We start from the raw sequence: 17,362 nt of genomic DNA on the forward strand, positions 1-17,362 counted from the left end.
CACAAATCTTTCACCTGAATTCGTATGCGCCGATCGACGCTTCATTCGCCCGCACTTTGGCTAGTGACGACTCATCGCCGCGGGCCGTGCATCGTCGCTGGCACCCCAGGTCTTGTTCGGCGTCGCCTGCATGTTGAAGTGCAAGCTGCCGCCAGCAAGGATTTCCGCGTGATGCAGGAACACCCGCGACAGCGGCTTGCCATCGAGCGTGACCGAACCGACATAAGGATGCGCATCGTCCAGCGGTGAAGCGGTGACCGTGAAGTCGCGCCCGTTGGTCAAGTGAATCGTGGCGCGCGCCACGAATGGACGGCCAATGGCGTACTCGTCGCTGGCTGGCGTCACCGGGTAGAAACCCAGCGCGCTGAATACGTACCACGCGGACATCTGGCCAAGGTCATCGTTGCCGGCCAGCCCATCCGGGCGCGGCGCGTACTGGCTGTCCATGATCTGCTTCAGCCGCTGCTGGGTTTTCCACGGCGCGCCGGCATAGTCGTAGAGATAGGCAATGTGATGACTCGGTTCGTTGCCGTGCGCGTACCAGCCGATCAGCCCGGTGATGTCCTCGACGTTCTTGAAATGCGACGGATCGACCTTGGCATCGAACAACTGGTCGAGCTTGTCGACGAATTTCGCATCGCCGCCCAACGCCGTCACCAGCCCGGCGACATCCTGCGGCACGTACCATGAGTACTGCCACGCGTTGCCTTCGGTGTAGTCGCTGCCGTAACCGGCCGCTTCGGGGTTGAACGGATCGCGGAAGCTGCCGTCGCTCTTGCGCGCACGCATGAAACCGGTTTTCGAATCCCAGGCATTGCGCCAGTTGCCGGCGCGCTTGTTGAACGTCGCGGCGATATCGGTCTTGCCCATGGCCTTGGCCATCTGCGCGAGCGACCAGTCGTCGAAGGCGTACTCGACCGTTTTCGATGCCGCTTCCGGTTCCTTGTCGATCGGCACGTACCCGAGCTTCATGTAGTCGCCGATGTCGCCGTATGGCGCATACGTGGCGCTGGCCACCATGGCCTTCATCGCCGCGTCGACATCGAATCCGCGCACGCCCTTGATGTACGCATCGGCGATCACCGGCACCGCGTGATAACCGATCATGCACCACGTCTCTAGTCCCTGGTACGCCCACACCGGCAGGATGCCGAACGGACTGGCCTGTTGCGCGGCGATCAGCGACTGCACGAAATTGCTGCTGCGCTGCGGATTCAGCAGAACCATCAGTGGTTGCTGCGCGCGATAAACGTCCCACAGTGACCAGGTGGAATAGAACTCGAAACCTTTCGCGTGATGCACGGCATGATCCGGCCCGCGATAGTCGCCGTTGACGTCCATGCTCAAGGTCGGCGAGAGCATCGCGTGATAGAGCGACGTGTAGAAACTCGTGCGCGTGTCGTTCGGCGCATCGATATCGATGACCGAAAGTGTCTTGTTCCAGACCGCGGTCGCCGCCGTTCGCTGCGCGTTGAAATCCCAGCCCTTGCCGTCCTGATCGAGATTCGTGCTGGCGTTGGCCTCGCTCACCGTCGAGATCGCCACCTTCACTTCCAGCGGCTGCTTCAGCGCGCCGAAGTCGAACACGCCGACCAGCGCGCGACCGTTCTGCGCATCGTTGTCCTGCGCCTGTTCGCCCGGGCCCTTGAAGCCTTTGTAGAGTTGAGCCGCCTCGCGGTTGTACAGCGTGCGCGACGTCATCGGTTGCGAGAAGCGCATGGCAAAGCAAAGTTCGCGTCCCGGCGCCCAGCCACGCGTGGTGCGACAGCCGGTCACCGTGCCATCCGGATGCACGCGCAGGCTGGACCACAGCACCTTGCCGTCGTAGTCGTAGATGCTCGGGCGCAGATCCAGCAGCAGGTGCGCCGGCTTGCCGACCGGAAACGTATAGCGATGCCAACCGATTCGCCGACTGGCCGTTAGTTCGGCACGTATGCCTTCATCCGCCAGTGTCACCGCGTAGTAACCGGGCTGTTCCACTTCGGTGTCGTGCGAAAAACGCGCGCGATAGCCGCTACCCGGCTTCGCCGCATCGCCTGGCTCCAGCTTCACATCGCCGGCGATCGGCATCACCAGCACATCGCCAAGATCGGAATGACCCGAACCGGAGAAATGCGTATGCGAGAACCCCAGGATGCTCGAATCCCCGTACTGGTAACCGGCTGCCCACTTGTAGGCGTGCTTGAAGTCGGGCATCGCCGTATCCGGCGACAACTGGATCATGCCGAAAGGAACCGTGGCACCCGGAAAGGTGTGGCCGTCGCCGCCGGTGCCGATGCGGGGATCCACGGCCGATGCCGGATCACGCCCGTGACTGGCGGCGAAAGAAACCTGCGGCGTTGCAGCGGACGCCAGCAGCGTCAGCGCAAGCAGTCGAAGAAATGGGACGGAATGCACGGCACACCTCAATTGGATCGTTCCAAACTTTACACGCTACCATCGGCCAACCGGCTGCGCATGTTGCATTGCGTGATCTTTCGACGGCGGTGATCGGTTACCTTTGGATCGTTCCAAATTCCCGCGACGGCATGCCACAGACCACTCAAATCGGACGAAAGATCACCCTGAACGACATCGCCGCGAGCTGCGACGTGTCGCGCGCGACGGTGTCGCTGGTTCTTCGCGGCAGCCCGCTGGTGAACAAGCACACCCGCGCACGCATCGAGGAAGAGCTGCGCAAACAGGGCTACGTCTACAACCGCGCCGCCGCCAATTTGCGCCGGCGCACCTCGTCGAGCATCGCGCTGGTGATCAACGACATCGGCAATCCGTTCTTCGCCGAATTCGCCGCGGGCGTGGATGAGGCGCTGGGCAATTCGGGCTTCGTCACCCTGCTCGGCAGTACCGGCGAATCGAGCGAGCGACAGCAGATGGTGCTCAGCTCGCTGGTCGAACACGGACCCGGCGGCATCATCCTGTCACCGGCCGAAGGCAGCGATTCGGAACAGGTGCTTTCGGCCATCGGCACGCATACGCCGCTGCTGCTGTTCAACCGCGAACCCGTCGGCGGGCGTCCCGAGTTGTCGCATTGGGATCTGCTCGCGCTGGATAACCAGAACGGCGGGCGCCTCGCCACCGAGCATCTTATTGCGCTGGGCCATCGTAGCATCGCGTTTTTTGGCGGTCATGCCGATTCGAGTTCCTGCCGGCAACGACGCACGGGCTACGTCGAAGCGATGCAGGCAGCCGGACTGGAAACACCAACCGCGTTGCAGATCGAATGCGTGCCGACGCGCACCGAAGCGGCGCATCGCTGCGCCGCATTGTTCGACGATAACCATCGGCCGACGGCCGCGGTTTGCTACAACGACGCGGTGGCGCTCGGGCTGATGCTCGGCCTGCGCCAACTCGGTCACCAACCGGGCGAGAACTTCGCCGTTACCGGCTTCGACGACATCGCCGAAGCCGCGCTCGCACTGCCATCGCTCACCACGCTATCCACCGACCCGCGCGCGCGCGGACGGCAGGCCGCTGGCATGATTCTGCAGCGCATGGGCGACCCGTTCGCCCTTGCTTCGCATACCGTGGCGCCGGTGCAACTGGTAGTTCGCGCCAGCAGTTGCCCACCGCTCTCAAGCTGACACCCACACGACAGGGATTCCGCATGGCCTTCTCAGCCGCTCCACCACCCGCCTCGGGTTCAACCTCATCCGGGGGCGAGCGCTACACCGATCACCCGATGGCGATGGGTGTGCTCACCACCGTCTTCTTCATGTGGGGTTTGCTCACGGCGTTGAACGACGTCCTGATTCCGCATCTGAAATCGACGTTCCAGCTCAATTACGCGCAGGCGATGCTGGTGCAATTCACCTTCTTCGGCGCGTACTTTTTGATGGCCCTGCCAGCAGGCAAGCTTGTCGCCGTGCTGGGTTACAAGAATGGCGTTGTCGCAGGGCTGGCCATCGCCGGCGTCGGCGCACTCGGCTTCTGGCCTGCAGCCGCACTGCATCTTTATGGCGCATTTCTCGCTGCGCTGTTCGTGCTGGCGACCGGCATCACTGTGCTTCAGGTAGCGGCCAATCCGTATGTCTCGCTGCTGGGTCCGGAACGAACCAGCTCCAGCCGGCTCACACTCGCGCAGGCGCTGAACTCGCTAGGCACAACGCTCGCACTCCTCTACGGCGGCAAGCTGATTCTTTCCAGCGTGGTGAAGACTCCGGCCGACATCGCCAAGCTCGCGTCGGCCGATCAGATTACCTATCAGGTACAGCAAGCACATGCAGTGCAAGGGCCGTATATCGGCTTGGCGGCAGTATTGTTTCTGCTTGCGGTATTCGTATGGCTCTTTCGCTTGCCTGCCTTGCGCGAGGCAACTGACAAGGCCGACACTGCTCATCACAGCTATATCGATGTGCTTCGCCATCCGCACGTGCTTTTCGGCGTCTTGGGAATTTTTTTCTACGTCGGCGCCGAAGTCTCGATTGGCAGCGTGATGGTCAATTATCTCTCGATGCCGGATATCGGCCACATGAGTGAGCAGCAAGCGGCCTACTACACCTCGTTCTACTGGGGCGGCGCAATGGTGGGCCGTTTCATCGGCTCGGCACTCATGGCGGCGTTGTCACCGCGAAAACTGCTGTCTGCTTTCGCCACGATCAATGTTCTGCTCGTGCTCACCACCATGCTCACCACCGGGCACGTGGCGATGTACAGCATCATCGCCATCGGCCTGTTCAACTCGATCATGTTCCCGACCATCTTCGCACTCGGCATCGAGCGGCTGGGACCGATGACCAGCAAGGCATCGAGTCTGTTGATCATGGCGATTGTCGGCGGCGCAATCATCCCGCCGCTGGTCGGCGTGTTTGCCGATCACATCGGTCTGCAGCACGCGTTTTTCCTGCCGCTGCTCTGCTACGCGTACATCGTTTTCTACGGCCTCAGCGGCTCGAAAATCCGTACGGTCGAATAAGTCTTTGCAGAGCGAGTGGCGTTGGCCGCTCGCTCTTTTCAATTACGGGACAACAACATGACGATGCGACCCGTTCTGTGCTTCGGAGAAGCGCTGATCGATTTCCACGCCGACGGCAACGACGACCGCGGCTTTGCACAAGGCTTTACGCCATTCGCTGGCGGTGCGCCAGCTAACGTCGCGGTGGCTACATCGTTGCTGGGCGGCAGCGCGCGTTTTGCCGGCATGCTGGCACGCGATCGCTTCGGCGATTTCCTGCTCGACAGCCTCGAGCGCGCGAACGTCGGCGTCGATGACGTGGTGCGCACGGACGACGGCAACACCGCACTGGCGTTCGTGACGCTTGATGGCCACGGCGAACGCAGTTTCAGCTTCTACCGCGAGCAAACCGCCGACCTGCTGTTTCGTCCCGCGCACTTTCGGGCCGATGCATTTCGCGATGTCGCGGTGTTCCACGTCTGCTCCAACAGCATGACCGACACCACGCTCGCGACCACCACGCGCGAAGGCATGCAGCGTGCGCACGGCGCCGGCGCGCTGGTGAGTTTCGATATCAACCTGCGCCCGGCCCTGTGGCCGGCGGATGTCGATGCGCGTCCGTTGTTGTGGCCGGCGATCCATTTCGCCGACGTGCTGAAGATGTCGGCGGAAGAATTCGAATGGCTCGCAGTCGATGGCGAAGAAGCCGCGCTTGATCGCATCTGGCTTGGTCGCACGCGACTGGTGATCGTGACCGACGCGGCCAGGCCGCTGCGCTGGTTTCATCCCGATGCCGACGGCGAGTTGCCTTGCTACGCCGTCGATGCGGTGGATACCACGGCAGCCGGCGATGCGTTCGTCGGCGGCCTGCTCTGCCGTCTGGCCGAGCTCGATGCCACGCCCGACCGGCTCGACCATCTGGTGACGGAATTGCCGCGCCTGCACGCGATTCTGCGATTCGCTGCTGCATGCGGCGCGCTCACCGTGACGCGCAAGGGTTCGTTCAGCGCGTTGCCAAACGAACAAGAAGTACTCGATTTCATGGAACGCCACGCATGAGCGACATCGCCGCCGAATCCGACTTCCGATCCGCCGCGTTCCTGCGCGCACACATCGCGCAGACCATGGCGTTCTACCATCCGCACGCGATCGATCCCGACGGCGGATTCTTCCATTACTTCAAGGACGACGGCACGATCTACGACCGCAGCCATCGGCACCTGGTCAGCAGCACGCGCTTCGTCTTCAACTACGCGATGGCATCGATCGAGTTCGACGAAGACAAAAAACTTCATGACGAATACATCGAAGCCGTGCGGCATGGCTTGCGTTATTTGCGCGACGTGCATCGCAACCCGGCAACCGGTGGTTACGCATGGACCATCCGCGATGGCCAGCCGGAAGATCGCACCAATCACGCGTACGGTGTGGCGTTCGTATTGCTCGCCTATGCCACCGCGGTGAAAGCCGGCTTCAACGAAGCCGCCGCGTGGATGGACGAAACCTGGCAACTGCTCGAGCAACGTTTCTGGGATGCCGACGCCGGGCTGTATCGCGACGAAGCCGATGCGAACTGGCACTTCAGCGACTACCGCGGCCAGAATGCGAACATGCACATGTGCGAGGCGATGCTCGCCGCGTATCAGGCCAGCGACGATCCGCGCTATCTCGAACGCGCCTACACGCTCGCCGATCACATGACGCGCCGCCAGGCCGCGCAATCGCAGGGACTGGTGTGGGAACACTACGACCGCGACTGGAAAGTCGACCTCGACTATCACCGCGACAACCCGAAAGACCTGTTTCGCCCGTGGGGTTTCCAGCCCGGTCACCAGACCGAATGGGCCAAGTTGCTGCTGATCATGGAGCCGCTGCTGCTGGAGCGCGGACGCGAAGAAAACTGGCTGGTGCCGACCGCCAAACATTTGTTCGACACTGCGCTGGCACACGCATGGGACAAGCAATACGGTGGCATCTGCTACGGCTTCGCACCGGACGGCAGCGTGTGCGACGACGACAAGTATTTCTGGGTACAGGCCGAATCGTTGACCGCCGCGGCATTGCTGCATGCACGTACCGGGCTGCCCGCCTATGACGATTGGTACGGAAAACTCTGGTCGTACGCGTGGCAGCATTTCATCGATCACCGATATGGCGCGTGGTACCGCATCCTTACCCACGACAACCAAAAATACGACGACGAAAAAAGTCCCGCCGGCAAGACCGACTACCACACGATGGGCGCCTGCTACGAAGTGCTGGCACTGATCGCCGGCGGTGGCGAACCGTAATTTCCGCGGAGCGGATTTCTTCCAGCGTGCATCGATCGGACAGGAAGTGGCGATCGCGACGATCGTCGTTGCCACGCGTCACTTCGTGTTGCATCACCCGCTGGAGATTCGCATGTCCCAATCCTTCCGATCCGTTGCGCTGATCGCCTGTCTCGGCGCCGCGTTCACTGCCGGCATCGCCGCTGCGCAGACGCCTTCGATGTCGCCCGCTGCCAGCGTCAATCCGCTGATCGGCAGCGACAACGGCGGCAACACGTTTCCCGGCGCCGTGCTGCCGTTCGGCATGTTGCAGTGGAGCCCGGAAAACACCCGCGGCAAACACGATCGCACGGCGTCGCCCAGCGGTTATCGCTACAGTGCGCCGCGCATCCGCGGCTTCAGCCTCACGCATCTTTCCGGCGCGGGTTGTGCTGGTGCCAGCGGCGACGTGCCGTTCATGCCGGTCACGCAGGCGATCGATCGGTCGCCGTCGCTGGACACCGACGACAGCCACTACGCCAGTGATTTCGCGCACGCCGACGAACACGCCGAGGCTGGCCACTATCAGGTGAAACTCGCCAACGGCACCGACGTGCAATTGAGCGCCGCACTACGCAGCGGCGTGGCGAGCTTCGCGTTTCCGCCTGGCAAACCGGCGAACCTGCTGATCCGCGTGTCCGATTCGGAAGTCGGCAGTACCGACGCCAGCGTGCATGTCGACCGCGCGAGCCGGAGCGTCACCGGTGAAGTCACGGCCGGCAATTTCTGCGGATATCTCGCCAAGGACGGCCAGCGCAGTTACTACACGATGTATTTCGTCGCCGAGTTCGATCAGCCTTTCGCGGATACCGGAAGCTGGGACGACCAAGGTCTGCATCCCGGCCGCGACGCCGCGCGTGGAGGCACCGGGTTCACCGACAAGGGTTTTCCGATCAACGGCAAGGGCGCCGGTGCATGGGTCAGCTTTTCCGATGGCAGCACGGTGCAAGCGCGTGTCGGCATTTCCTACGTCAGCCTCGCGAACGCGCGCGTCAATCTCGCCTCGGAGATTCCGCGCGGCACCACGCTGACGCAGGTGCGCCAGCGTGCGCAGGATGCGTGGAACGCCGTGCTCGGAGGCATCGCGATCGATGGCGGCAGCGCGGATCAGCGCAGCATGTTCTACACGGCGCTCTACCACGTGATGCTGCATCCGAATATCTACAGCGATACCAACGGCGAATATCGCGGCTTCGACCAGAAGATCCATCGCGTCAGCGGCACGCAGAAAGTGCAGTACGCCAATTTCTCCGGCTGGGACGTCTACCGCTCGCACCTGCAACTGCTGACGTGGCTGCAGCCCAAGGTCGGTAGCGACATCGCACAGTCGCTCTATCTGCAAGCGCAACAAAACCATGGCGAATGGGATCGCTGGACGCACAACTCCGGCGGCACGCACGTGATGAGCGGCGACCCGGCAGTGCCTGCGCTGGCGGATATCGACGCGTTCGGCGGCCACGATTTCGACTTGCGCGGTGCCTATGCATCGTTGGTCACCGCCGCGACCGTGCCCACGGCGAACGACCTCAGCGATGCCGGCTGCAACGTCAAGTGTCCCGGGCAGCGACCCTCGCTCGATCAATGGCTGTCGCTGCACTACATCGCCAGCCAGTCGAATGCATGGGGCGGAGCCGGCGAAACGCTGGAGGATGTCAGCGCCGACTTCGCGCTTTCCGAGCTCGCCGGTCGCGTCGGCGACAAGGACGGCCAGAAGAAATTCCTGACGCGCGCGGGTTACTGGCGCAACCTGTTCAATCCGCATGCCACACCGGAAGGCGGCTACATCCAGAACCGCAACGCCGATGGCAGCTGGCCGGCATTCACGCCGGACACCGACGACGGCTTCGTCGAAGCCAGTGCAGCCGTCTATTTGTGGATGGTGCCATTCGACGTGCGTGGTCTGTTCGACACACTCGGCGGCCGCGACAAGGCCACCGCCCGACTCGACGCGTTTTTCCACGACAAGGACGGCCACTGGGCGCTGACCAAGGCCGGCCCGCTGCACGCCGAACTGGACAACGAGCCTTCGGTGGCCACACCGTGGCTCTACGATTTTGCCGGCCAACCCTGGAAGACGCAGGAAGCCGTGCGCATCGTGGTCGACACCATCTGGAAGAACGCGCCCGACGGTATTCCCGGCAACGACGATCTCGGCGAAATGTCGTCGTGGTACGTGTGGGCTGCGCTCGGCATGTATCCCGAAATTCCCGGTCGCGCCGAGCTGCTGCTCGGCAGTCCATTGTTTCCGCATGCGCTGGTGCACGGCTCCGGTGGCGATGTGATCGTCGACGCTCCCGGCGCTTCATCCACGATGCCTTACGTGCACGCCTTGCGCGTCGACGGCAAGGCGCATGAGCAGCCGTGGCTCGCGCCGGGCTTCGTCGAGCACGGCGGCAAGCTCGACTTCACGCTCGCTGCGCATGCCGACACGCACTGGGGAAATGCCGTGAAAAACGCACCACCCTCCTTCGCGCCACCCGCTGTCACCACTCCCCGGAACTGATACGTGAAAATCCCCACCCTCTCCTGCTTTGCCGTCTGCCTGCTTGCGCTGGCGATGCTGCCGTCGCATGCGGCCTCTTCGAACAATGCGTCATCATCCGGCACGTCGCGCTTCGATCCGCGCCAGACCTTCGCGCCTTACATCTATCCGCAAGCACCGAACGCGTACCGCTCGGCCAGCGGCAAACCCGGCCCGCTGTTCTGGCAGAACCGCGCCGACTATCAGATCAAGGCCACGCTCGATCCATCCAGCCGCAAGCTCAGCGGCAGTGAAGTCATCACCTACACCAACCATAGCCCCGACACGCTGGACGTGTTGTGGCTGCAGGTCGAGCAGAACCGCTATCTGAAAGATGCACGCGGCGCATTCACCGGCGAGTTTCCGACCGAGTTCACCGACGGCGAACACATCGCCTCGATCGAAGTGGAGGACGCCAGCGGCCGCAGGCGTCCAGCCACCTGGGTGATTTCCGACACACGCATGCAGGTGCGTCTGCCCGAAGCGCTCAAAGGCAATGGTGGGCAACTGCGTCTGCACATCGCATGGAGTTTCACCGTACCGGGCGAGTTCGGCGGGCGCATGGATGTGAACAAAACGAAGAACGGCGACATCTTCGAGATGGCGCAGTGGTATCCGCGTCTGTGCGTCTACGACGATCTGCGCGGATGGGACACCGCGCCGTATCTCAACAGCGAGTTCTATCTGGAATACGGCGACTTCGACTACGCCGTGACCGTGCCGTGGGACATGATCGTCGCCGGCTCCGGCGAACTGCTGAACCCGAAGGAAGTGCTGACCGCCACCGAACAGCAGCGACTCGAACAGGCACGGCACAGCGACAAGACGGTGATGATCCGCAGCGCCGATGAGATCGCGCAGCCGTCCAGCCGTCCAAAACCCCGTGATCCAAAACAGCCGGGCACGCTGACCTGGCGCTTCCGCATGCAGAACACCCGCGACGTCGCGTTTGGCGCGTCCAAGGCGTTCATCTGGGATGCGGCACGCATGAACCTTCCCGGCGGCAAAACCGGCTTGGCGATGTCGGTGTATCCGGTCGAGAGTGCCGGCAACGCGGCGTGGGGTCGCGCCACCGAATACCTCAAGGCATCCACCGAGTATTTTTCGAAGCAGTGGTATCCGTATCCGTACCCGGTGGCGATCAATGAAGCCGGTACTGCGGGCGGCATGGAATATCCCGGCATCACCTTCGACAGCAAGGAAGCCGCCGGTGGCGACCTCCACGGCCTGCTCGCGCACGAGATCGGCCACACCTGGTTCCCGATGATCGTCGGCTCCAACGAGCGCCGCGACGCGTGGATGGACGAAGGCTTCAACACCTTCATCGATGTCTACGAGTCGGATGCGTTCAACCACGGCGAATACGCGCCGAAACGCGATGGCGAGTACGCACCGCACAAGGGCACGCCCGCCGAGCAGATGGCCGAAGTACTGAAGGACCCGCAGGCCACGCCGCCGCTGATCGGCGCCGACATGACACCGGAAAAATATCGACACCCGATCACCTACTTCAAGGGCGCGTTCGGTCTGGTGCTGCTGCGCGAGCAGATCATCGGGCCGGAGCGTTTCGACGATGCCTTCCGCAAGTACATCGCGACCTGGGCATATCACCATCCGAGCCCGTCGGATTTCTTCCGCTTCATGGAAAGCGAGACCGGCGAAGACCTCGGCTGGTTCTGGCGCGGCTGGTACGAACACAACTTGCAGCTCGACCTGGCGGTGCAGAAAGTCGCGCCGATCGACGGCAACTGGAGCCACGGCGCCGCCGTCACCGTCGCCAACCTCGATCAGCTGGTGCTGCCATCCACGCTGGAAGTGATCTACGACGACGGCAGCAAGCAGGACGTGCGTGTGCCGGTGGAAACCTGGCAACAGCATCGCAGCTATGTCGTATTGGTCGAAGGCACGAAAACAGTGAAGTCCGTTGTGCTCGACCCGCAGCATCAGCTACCGGATGAGAATCGCGGCAACAACAGCTTCACCGTGAAGTAGGCGGCCGAAGGCGAACATTCAGACGCCGGACGAGCCGGGAGCCCGCTGCAATGCGGGCTTCTCATCAGAGTCGAGGTGCCATGCCATGACAGTCACGCCTGTCGACGTCGATCGGGTTCGCACCGGCCTCATCGGCTACGGCTTTGCCGGCAGGACCTTCCATGCGCCCTTGATCAACAGCGTGCCGGGGCTTGATCTCGTGGCTGTGGCATCCAGCGATGCGGCGAAGGTGCATGCCGATCTGCCCGATGTCGCAGTGATCCACGATGCCGCGGAGCTGATCGCGTCCGACGCCGTCGATCTGCTGGTGATCGCCGCGCCCAATGCCTTGCACGCACCGTTGGCGAAAGCCGCGCTGCTTGCAGGCAAGCATGTGGTGATCGACAAGCCGATGGCGCTGGATCTGGACGAAGCGCGTGCAGTGATCGCGCTGGCGCAAACGCAGCAACGCCTGCTGTCGGTGTTCCACAACCGTCGATGGGATAGCGACTTTCTCGCCGTGCGCGCTGCGATCGAACGCGGGCTGATCGGCAAGGTCGCGCATTTCGAATCGCACATCGGTCGCTATCGCCCCGAAGTACGCGATCGCTGGCGCGAAGGGTCCGGTCCCGGCGCCGGCATCTGGTACGACCTGGGCCCGCACCTGATCGATCAGGCGCTGCAGCTTTTCGGCTTGCCCGATCGTGTGCATGCGCGTCTGGCCATCCAGCGGCAAGGTGGCAAGGCCGATGACTGGGCGCATGCACTGCTCGATTACGGTACGCATCAGGTCATCCTGCACGCCAGCATGCTGGTGGCCGGCGCCACGCGTCGTTTCGTCGTGCATGGCGACCAGGGCAGTCTGCTCAAGACACGGATCGATCAGCAGGAGCAGCAGCTTCTGGCGGGCGTGATACCCGGCAGCGATGACTGGGGCCGGGACAGCGACGCCCTGGTCCATATCCATGGCGACGGCACCGAACATGTGTTGCCCGTGTCCGCCGGGGATCAACGCCGTTACTACGTCGGCATCCGCGATGCGCTCAACGGCACGGCCGCCAATCCGGTGCCACCGATCCAGGCGCTGGCGGTGATGGCGGTGTTGCAAGCCGGCTTCGACGCCAACCGCGATGGCTGCGCCAAGCCGCTTGCCTTGACCACCGGCGAGCGTGCGAGCTGGACCTGACCGGACAGAACGTGCCGGTCGATGGTTGGTTTGCTGAATCCCGCGCGAAGCACACATCGCAATTTCATCGTCGTGCACTGGCCCTGCCTCTTCTCCCAGTGCGCTCAGAGCTTCGGCAAACTCTGCTTCAGCTTCGCGATCCCTTCCCATGGATCGGCCTTCAATCCCGCGGCGCGTTTCAGCGCCTTCTTTAGATCAAACGCCGCGCCGTTCTTGATGCGGCCCAGTTCATCCCACTGCAACGGCATGGCGACCGGCGCGCCGGCGCGGGCGCGCAGCGACCAGCTGCACACGCTGGTGGCGCCGCGTGCGTTGCGCAGCCAGTCGATGAAGATCTTGCCCTTGCGTTGCGCCTTGCTCGCGGTGGCGATGTACTGAAGCGGATGCAAAGAAACCATCGCGTCGGCGAACGATTCGCAGAACTGCTTCACGGTCGGCCAGCTCGGCCCGCGGCGGAACGGCACCACCACGTGCAGGCCCTTGCCGCCACTGGTTCGCACGAAACTTTCCAGACCGATCTCTTCGAGCCGCGCGCGGATTTCCCGCGCCGCGGCGACCACTGATTTCCACGCGACGCCTTCTGCCGGATCGAGATCGAACACGATGCGGTCGGGTGCGTCGGGCTTGTCCACGCGCGATCCCCACGGATGGAATTCCAGCGTATTCATCTGCACGAGCTCCAGCAAACCTTCCACGTCGCGAATGTAGACGTAGTCGTCCACACCCGCGTCCTTCTCTTTCAATGGAATGGCTTTCACGCTACCGCCCAGGGTGGCCGCGTGGTGTTTCTGGAAGAAGCATTCGCCGCCGACGCCGCCGGGGCAACGCAACATCGACAGCGGACGTTCGACCAGCTCGGGCAGGATCCATGTTGCAACCGCGGTGTAATAGGCGGCGACGTCGCCCTTGGTGGTTTTGTTGTCCGGATACACCACACGCGAGGCGTGGGTGATCGTTACTTGCTCGCTGGATTTCTGCGCGCGCGTGTTCGCCGTTTTATTCACGGCTTTGGTAACTGCTTTCGCCGCGGTCTTGACCGGCGCTTTCGTCGCCGCGCGCTTGCGTGGCGTGGCCTTCGTCATCTGCACATCGAGATCATCCACGTTCTTGTCCTCGCGCAATCGCATGAAACTGCCCTGCCGCAGAAGGCGATGTCCGCCCCAGCCGCGAAATGCCACCTCGGCGACCAGCGTCGGCCTAATCCACTGGATGCGGCGCGCGGGCAACGGTACGTGAGCGGGGATGTCGACCACGGCGTTGGTCACCGCGAGCGCTTTCATCTGTTTGGCGAGGTCGCGCAGCATCGCGTCATCGAAGCCGGTGCCGATGCGACCGACGTAGCGCAGTTCGCCTTTTTCGCGTGCAGCCAGGAGCAACGATCCGAAACCCTGACGCGAACCTTGTGGTGGTGTGAAGCCCACGATGACGAACTCGTCGGAGTTCGCGTGCTTCACCTTGATCCAGTCTGGCGTGCGTCGACTCTCATAGGTCGAGTCGATGCGTTTGCTGACGATACCTTCGAGTCCACGATGGCCGGCCGCCGCGAACACCTCGTCGCCGTGACCTTGCACATGCGTGCTGTAGGCAAGCGTGCCGTCGGCGTCGGCCAGCAGCTCTTCCAGCAGATCCTTTCGCTCGATCAACGGCGTGCCGGTAAGATCCACGCCCGCCACGCCCGGCATGTCGAACAATATGTAACGAAGACGCTGGCCATTGCCTTCCTTCAGCGCGTTCTGCAGCCCGGCGAAATCGCTATTGCCATGCGCATCCAGTGCCACCAGTTCACCATCGAGGCGCGCCTGGCGCACAGGCAGCGCCTCAATCGCCTTGACGACATGCGGCACGCGCGCGGTCCAGTCGAGATCGTTGCGCGAACGCAGCTTCGCCCTGCCATTGTCCAGATCTACCAGCAGGCGGTAGCCGTCCCACTTGGTTTCGTGCAGCCATTGGTCACCGGCGGGCGGTGTCGCTTTCTGCATCGCAAGCTGTGCCTGGAATCCGTCCGCCAGTGGTTTGGCTTTTGCGCCCTGCAGTGCGAGCGCCCTGGCCTTGAAAGCCGCTTCGCTTTTACGCGACGTTGCACTGGATTTTTTTTTCGACGCCGATTTTGTCGCAGTTTTTTTGCTGATCGTCTTGCGTGCGGAAGTCATGCTCGCTGCGGATTTTTTTGGCGAAACTTTTTTGATCGCCACCTTGCGTCCGATCACCCTGCCTTTCGCATCGACTTCCTGACCGTGCGCGCGCCGCCATGCCACCGTGGCCTTTTGCATCGCGGCATTGAGGAAATCGTCGGCTTCCGCATCGCGCGCTTCATCGTCGCTGCGCTTGAGCAGCAGCCATTGATTCTTTGTTCCTTGCCGACGCGTTCGCACCAGCGTCCAGCGACCACGCAGATGCTTTCCGTGCAGTTCGAAATCCAGCTTGCCGGCGGCGATCGACTTCAACGCATCATCGCCTTCCGGCTGCCAGGTGCCGTGATCGAATACGTCGACGTGGCCGGCGCCGTAGTGACCTTCCGGAATATCGCCGCCAAATGTCGCGTACGAAATTGGATGATCTTCCACTTCCACGGCGAGCCGCTGCTCGCCCGGACGCAACGACGGACCTTTCGGTACCGCCCAGCTTTTCAGCGCGCCGTCGGCTTCGAGGCGAAAGTCGTAATGCCGCGCCGTGGCGTGATGCAGCTGCACGACGAAGATGGGTTTGTGTCCCTTGCCGCTCGCGCGCCCGCCGGATGCCGGCTCGGGTGTCCCTTCGAATTTCCGCTTGCGGGCGTATTCGCGCAGGCTCATGGATCAACCGGCCTTGCGGGTCTTGCTGCGCGTTGCGGATTTCTTCGCCGGCGTCTTGCGCGCAGATTTTTTCGCGGCCGATTTCTTTGCCGTCGATTTCTTCGCAGCGGCTTTCTTTCCCGCAGCCTTCTTCGCCGGCGTGCGGTGCTTGCTGTCGATGCTTTTTTTCAGCAGCGCCATGAAATCGACCACATTCGTGGTCGCGTCCTCGCCATGCTCTTCGTCCTCCTCGACGGTGGTGGTAACGCCCTTGGTCTTGAGACGCTTCTCGATCACCTTGCGCAGCTTGTCGCGAAACTCGTCGCGATAGTCGCCCGGCTTCCACTCACCCGACATCGATTCGATCAGGTCGCCGGCCATCGCCAGTTCGCGCGGGGTGATGCGATAGCTTGACGCGGCCTTGTCGGGCAACGCGTAGTCGGCCGCATCGACCAGCTCCTGTGGATAGCGCAGCAGGATCATCAGCAACGCGTCGTCCTGCGGCATCACCGCGGCGAGGTATTCGCGCGTGCGGATCACCACGCGGGCGATGCCGACGCGCTTGGTCTTCTTCAAGGTTTCGCGCAACAGCACGTAGCCTTTCTCGGCCTTCTTCGCCGGCACCAGGAAATACGGTTTTTCGAAGTAGGTCGGCGCGATCGAGCCTGCGTCGACGAAGGTATCGATCTCCACCGTCTCGTGCGATTCGCTGGCAGCGCTGCGGATGTCCTTTTCGTCGAGCACCACGTAGTTGCCCTTGGAATACTCGAACGCCTTGACGACGTCCTTCCACGGCACCTCGTCACCGGACTCGGCGTTCACCCGCTCGTAGCGGATCGGCGTATTGCTGCGCTGGTCGAGCATGCGGAAATGCAGGTCGATGCGCCGCTCGGCAGTCATCAGACGGATCGGCACATTGAGCAGGCCGAACGACAACGTACCAGTCCAGATCGGGCGCGCCATGGCAGCATTCCACGTGATTCGGAAGCCGATGGTAGACACGTGCCGCGTGCAGGAAACGGCAAAACGCAATACACGCGGCACGAAGGCAGGCCATCAGGCGCCTCAGCTGGATCTCGGCCGCTTCACGCCCGCGGCTTGGGTCTGGTGCTTTTCGAGCGTGCGATTCTCGGCCCGTCCTTGGTCGACGTCATGGCGCTGCCTATCAGCTCCATCCACGACAGATCATCGACATACGACAGGAAGTGCTGCAGATACCCCGGCGACAGCTCGCGCATGAGGGCGATCGAGCGGTGGACGAGCGCACTGGAATTGAGCGGGCCAGCGTTCGCAGGCACGTGTTGCAGCGACGTTCTGAGTTGACCCTCGGAACGAATCCGGGACCAGGTTTTCCGAAACGCGTCGAGCGCCGCCAGCTCCGGAAAGGAGGAGGCCGGGTGGTCTGCGATCAGTGACTCCTGTCGCGTCGCCGCGTCGCCCGCCATGTGCGCCACAAGCGCTCCAAGCGGGTCCTGGGCGGGCCCATTCGGCGCGAATGGGCCGTCTTCCGTCGGGACATGCTTGCCCACGCCGGCAACATCCCCGGCATAGGTCTTGAGCAGCGCGGACAACCGCTCGTCCAGAATGCGGCGTGCCTCGCCGTCATGGCTGGCTGCCCGCTTTTCCAGTGCATCGATGAAGTGAAAGCGAAGCGGATCCACGCGATCGGCATGCTGCTTGCGCCACATTTCGATGATCGCGCGTGCGCTCATT

The 17,362-nt window shown here is 62.7% G+C and carries 11 protein-coding genes; 7 read left to right on the forward strand and 4 right to left on the reverse strand.

Translation table 11 applies throughout. From position 1 onward, the window contains the following. Positions 1-60 precede the first annotated feature (60 nt). Positions 61-2,397: a GH92 family glycosyl hydrolase gene (locus GSQ73_RS00495; protein WP_256371878.1), complete on the reverse strand. Its 2,337-nt coding sequence runs from the start codon at positions 2,395-2,397 to the stop codon at positions 61-63. Between the two features lie 131 nt (positions 2,398-2,528). On the opposite strand from GSQ73_RS00495, the gene GSQ73_RS00500 reads away from it, so the two are divergent. The 7 genes from GSQ73_RS00500 (at position 2,529) to GSQ73_RS00530 (ending at position 12,878) form a co-directional block, all read left to right on the forward strand. Next, positions 2,529-3,581 carry a LacI family DNA-binding transcriptional regulator gene (locus tag GSQ73_RS00500; RefSeq protein WP_158879801.1) on the forward strand — a complete coding sequence of 351 codons (1,053 nt, stop codon included), beginning with the start codon at positions 2,529-2,531 and terminating at the stop codon, positions 3,579-3,581. A 98-nt stretch (positions 3,582-3,679) separates the two neighbouring features. Next, on the forward strand, positions 3,680-4,912 hold the full coding sequence (gene fucP, locus GSQ73_RS00505) for an L-fucose:H+ symporter permease (RefSeq protein WP_254063271.1): 1,233 nt from the start codon (positions 3,680-3,682) through the stop codon (positions 4,910-4,912). A gap of 57 nt (positions 4,913-4,969) precedes the next feature. Next, positions 4,970-5,950, forward strand: a complete 981-nt coding sequence (locus tag GSQ73_RS00510; RefSeq protein ID WP_158879807.1) for a carbohydrate kinase — start codon at positions 4,970-4,972, stop codon at positions 5,948-5,950. Further along, complete coding sequence (locus GSQ73_RS00515; RefSeq protein WP_158879810.1) at positions 5,947-7,182, forward strand: AGE family epimerase/isomerase; 1,236 nt, start codon at positions 5,947-5,949, stop codon at positions 7,180-7,182. The genes GSQ73_RS00510 and GSQ73_RS00515 overlap by 4 nt, the downstream gene beginning before the upstream one ends. Further along, the gene (locus tag GSQ73_RS00520) at positions 7,169-9,703 is read left to right on the forward strand and encodes a GH92 family glycosyl hydrolase (RefSeq protein WP_254063227.1); all 2,535 of its coding nucleotides are present in this window, start codon (positions 7,169-7,171) and stop codon (positions 9,701-9,703) included. The genes GSQ73_RS00515 and GSQ73_RS00520 overlap by 14 nt, the downstream gene beginning before the upstream one ends. Positions 9,704-9,757: 54 nt before the next feature. Continuing rightward, positions 9,758-11,713, forward strand: a complete 1,956-nt coding sequence (locus tag GSQ73_RS00525; RefSeq protein ID WP_158881629.1) for a M1 family aminopeptidase — start codon at positions 9,758-9,760, stop codon at positions 11,711-11,713. A gap of 85 nt (positions 11,714-11,798) precedes the next feature. After that, on the forward strand, positions 11,799-12,878 hold the full coding sequence (locus tag GSQ73_RS00530) for an oxidoreductase (RefSeq protein WP_158879813.1): 1,080 nt from the start codon (positions 11,799-11,801) through the stop codon (positions 12,876-12,878). 104 nt (positions 12,879-12,982) lie between these two features. Here the strand turns inward: GSQ73_RS00530 and ligD are convergent, their stop codons facing one another. From ligD to GSQ73_RS00545, 3 genes are all read right to left on the reverse strand, one after another. After that, entirely contained in the window at positions 12,983-15,670 is a 2,688-nt protein-coding gene (gene ligD / locus GSQ73_RS00535; RefSeq protein ID WP_158879816.1) for a DNA ligase D, read from the reverse strand. Between the two features lie 3 nt (positions 15,671-15,673). Then, positions 15,674-16,612, reverse strand: coding sequence for a Ku protein (locus GSQ73_RS00540; protein WP_158879818.1), 939 nt, complete (start codon positions 16,610-16,612; stop codon positions 15,674-15,676). 122 nt (positions 16,613-16,734) lie between these two features. Then, on the reverse strand, positions 16,735-17,361 hold the full coding sequence (locus GSQ73_RS00545; RefSeq protein ID WP_216844708.1) for a DUF2894 domain-containing protein: 627 nt from the start codon (positions 17,359-17,361) through the stop codon (positions 16,735-16,737). Between the last annotated feature and the right edge of the window lies 1 nt (position 17,362).

The sequence above is a fragment of the Rhodanobacter sp. L36 genome (assembly GCF_009765755.1).
GTDB lineage: Bacteria > Pseudomonadota > Gammaproteobacteria > Xanthomonadales > Rhodanobacteraceae > Rhodanobacter.

Excerpts from the sequence above, each read along its gene's own strand:
- GSQ73_RS00500 (WP_158879801.1), top strand. The coding sequence starts at position 2,529 with ATGCCACAGACCACTCAAATCGGACGAAAGATCACCCTGAACGACATC.
- fucP (WP_254063271.1), top strand. The coding sequence starts at position 3,680 with ATGGCGATGGGTGTGCTCACCACCGTCTTCTTCATGTGGGGTTTGCTC.
- GSQ73_RS00510 (WP_158879807.1), top strand. The coding sequence starts at position 4,970 with ATGACGATGCGACCCGTTCTGTGCTTCGGAGAAGCGCTGATCGATTTC.
- GSQ73_RS00515 (WP_158879810.1), top strand. The coding sequence starts at position 5,947 with ATGAGCGACATCGCCGCCGAATCCGACTTCCGATCCGCCGCGTTCCTG.
- GSQ73_RS00525 (WP_158881629.1), top strand. The coding sequence starts at position 9,758 with ATGCTGCCGTCGCATGCGGCCTCTTCGAACAATGCGTCATCATCCGGC.
- GSQ73_RS00530 (WP_158879813.1), top strand. The coding sequence starts at position 11,799 with ATGACAGTCACGCCTGTCGACGTCGATCGGGTTCGCACCGGCCTCATC.
- ligD (WP_158879816.1), bottom strand. The coding sequence starts at position 15,670 with ATGAGCCTGCGCGAATACGCCCGCAAGCGGAAATTCGAAGGGACACCC.
- GSQ73_RS00540 (WP_158879818.1), bottom strand. The coding sequence starts at position 16,612 with ATGGCGCGCCCGATCTGGACTGGTACGTTGTCGTTCGGCCTGCTCAAT.
- GSQ73_RS00545 (WP_216844708.1), bottom strand. The coding sequence starts at position 17,361 with ATGAGCGCACGCGCGATCATCGAAATGTGGCGCAAGCAGCATGCCGAT.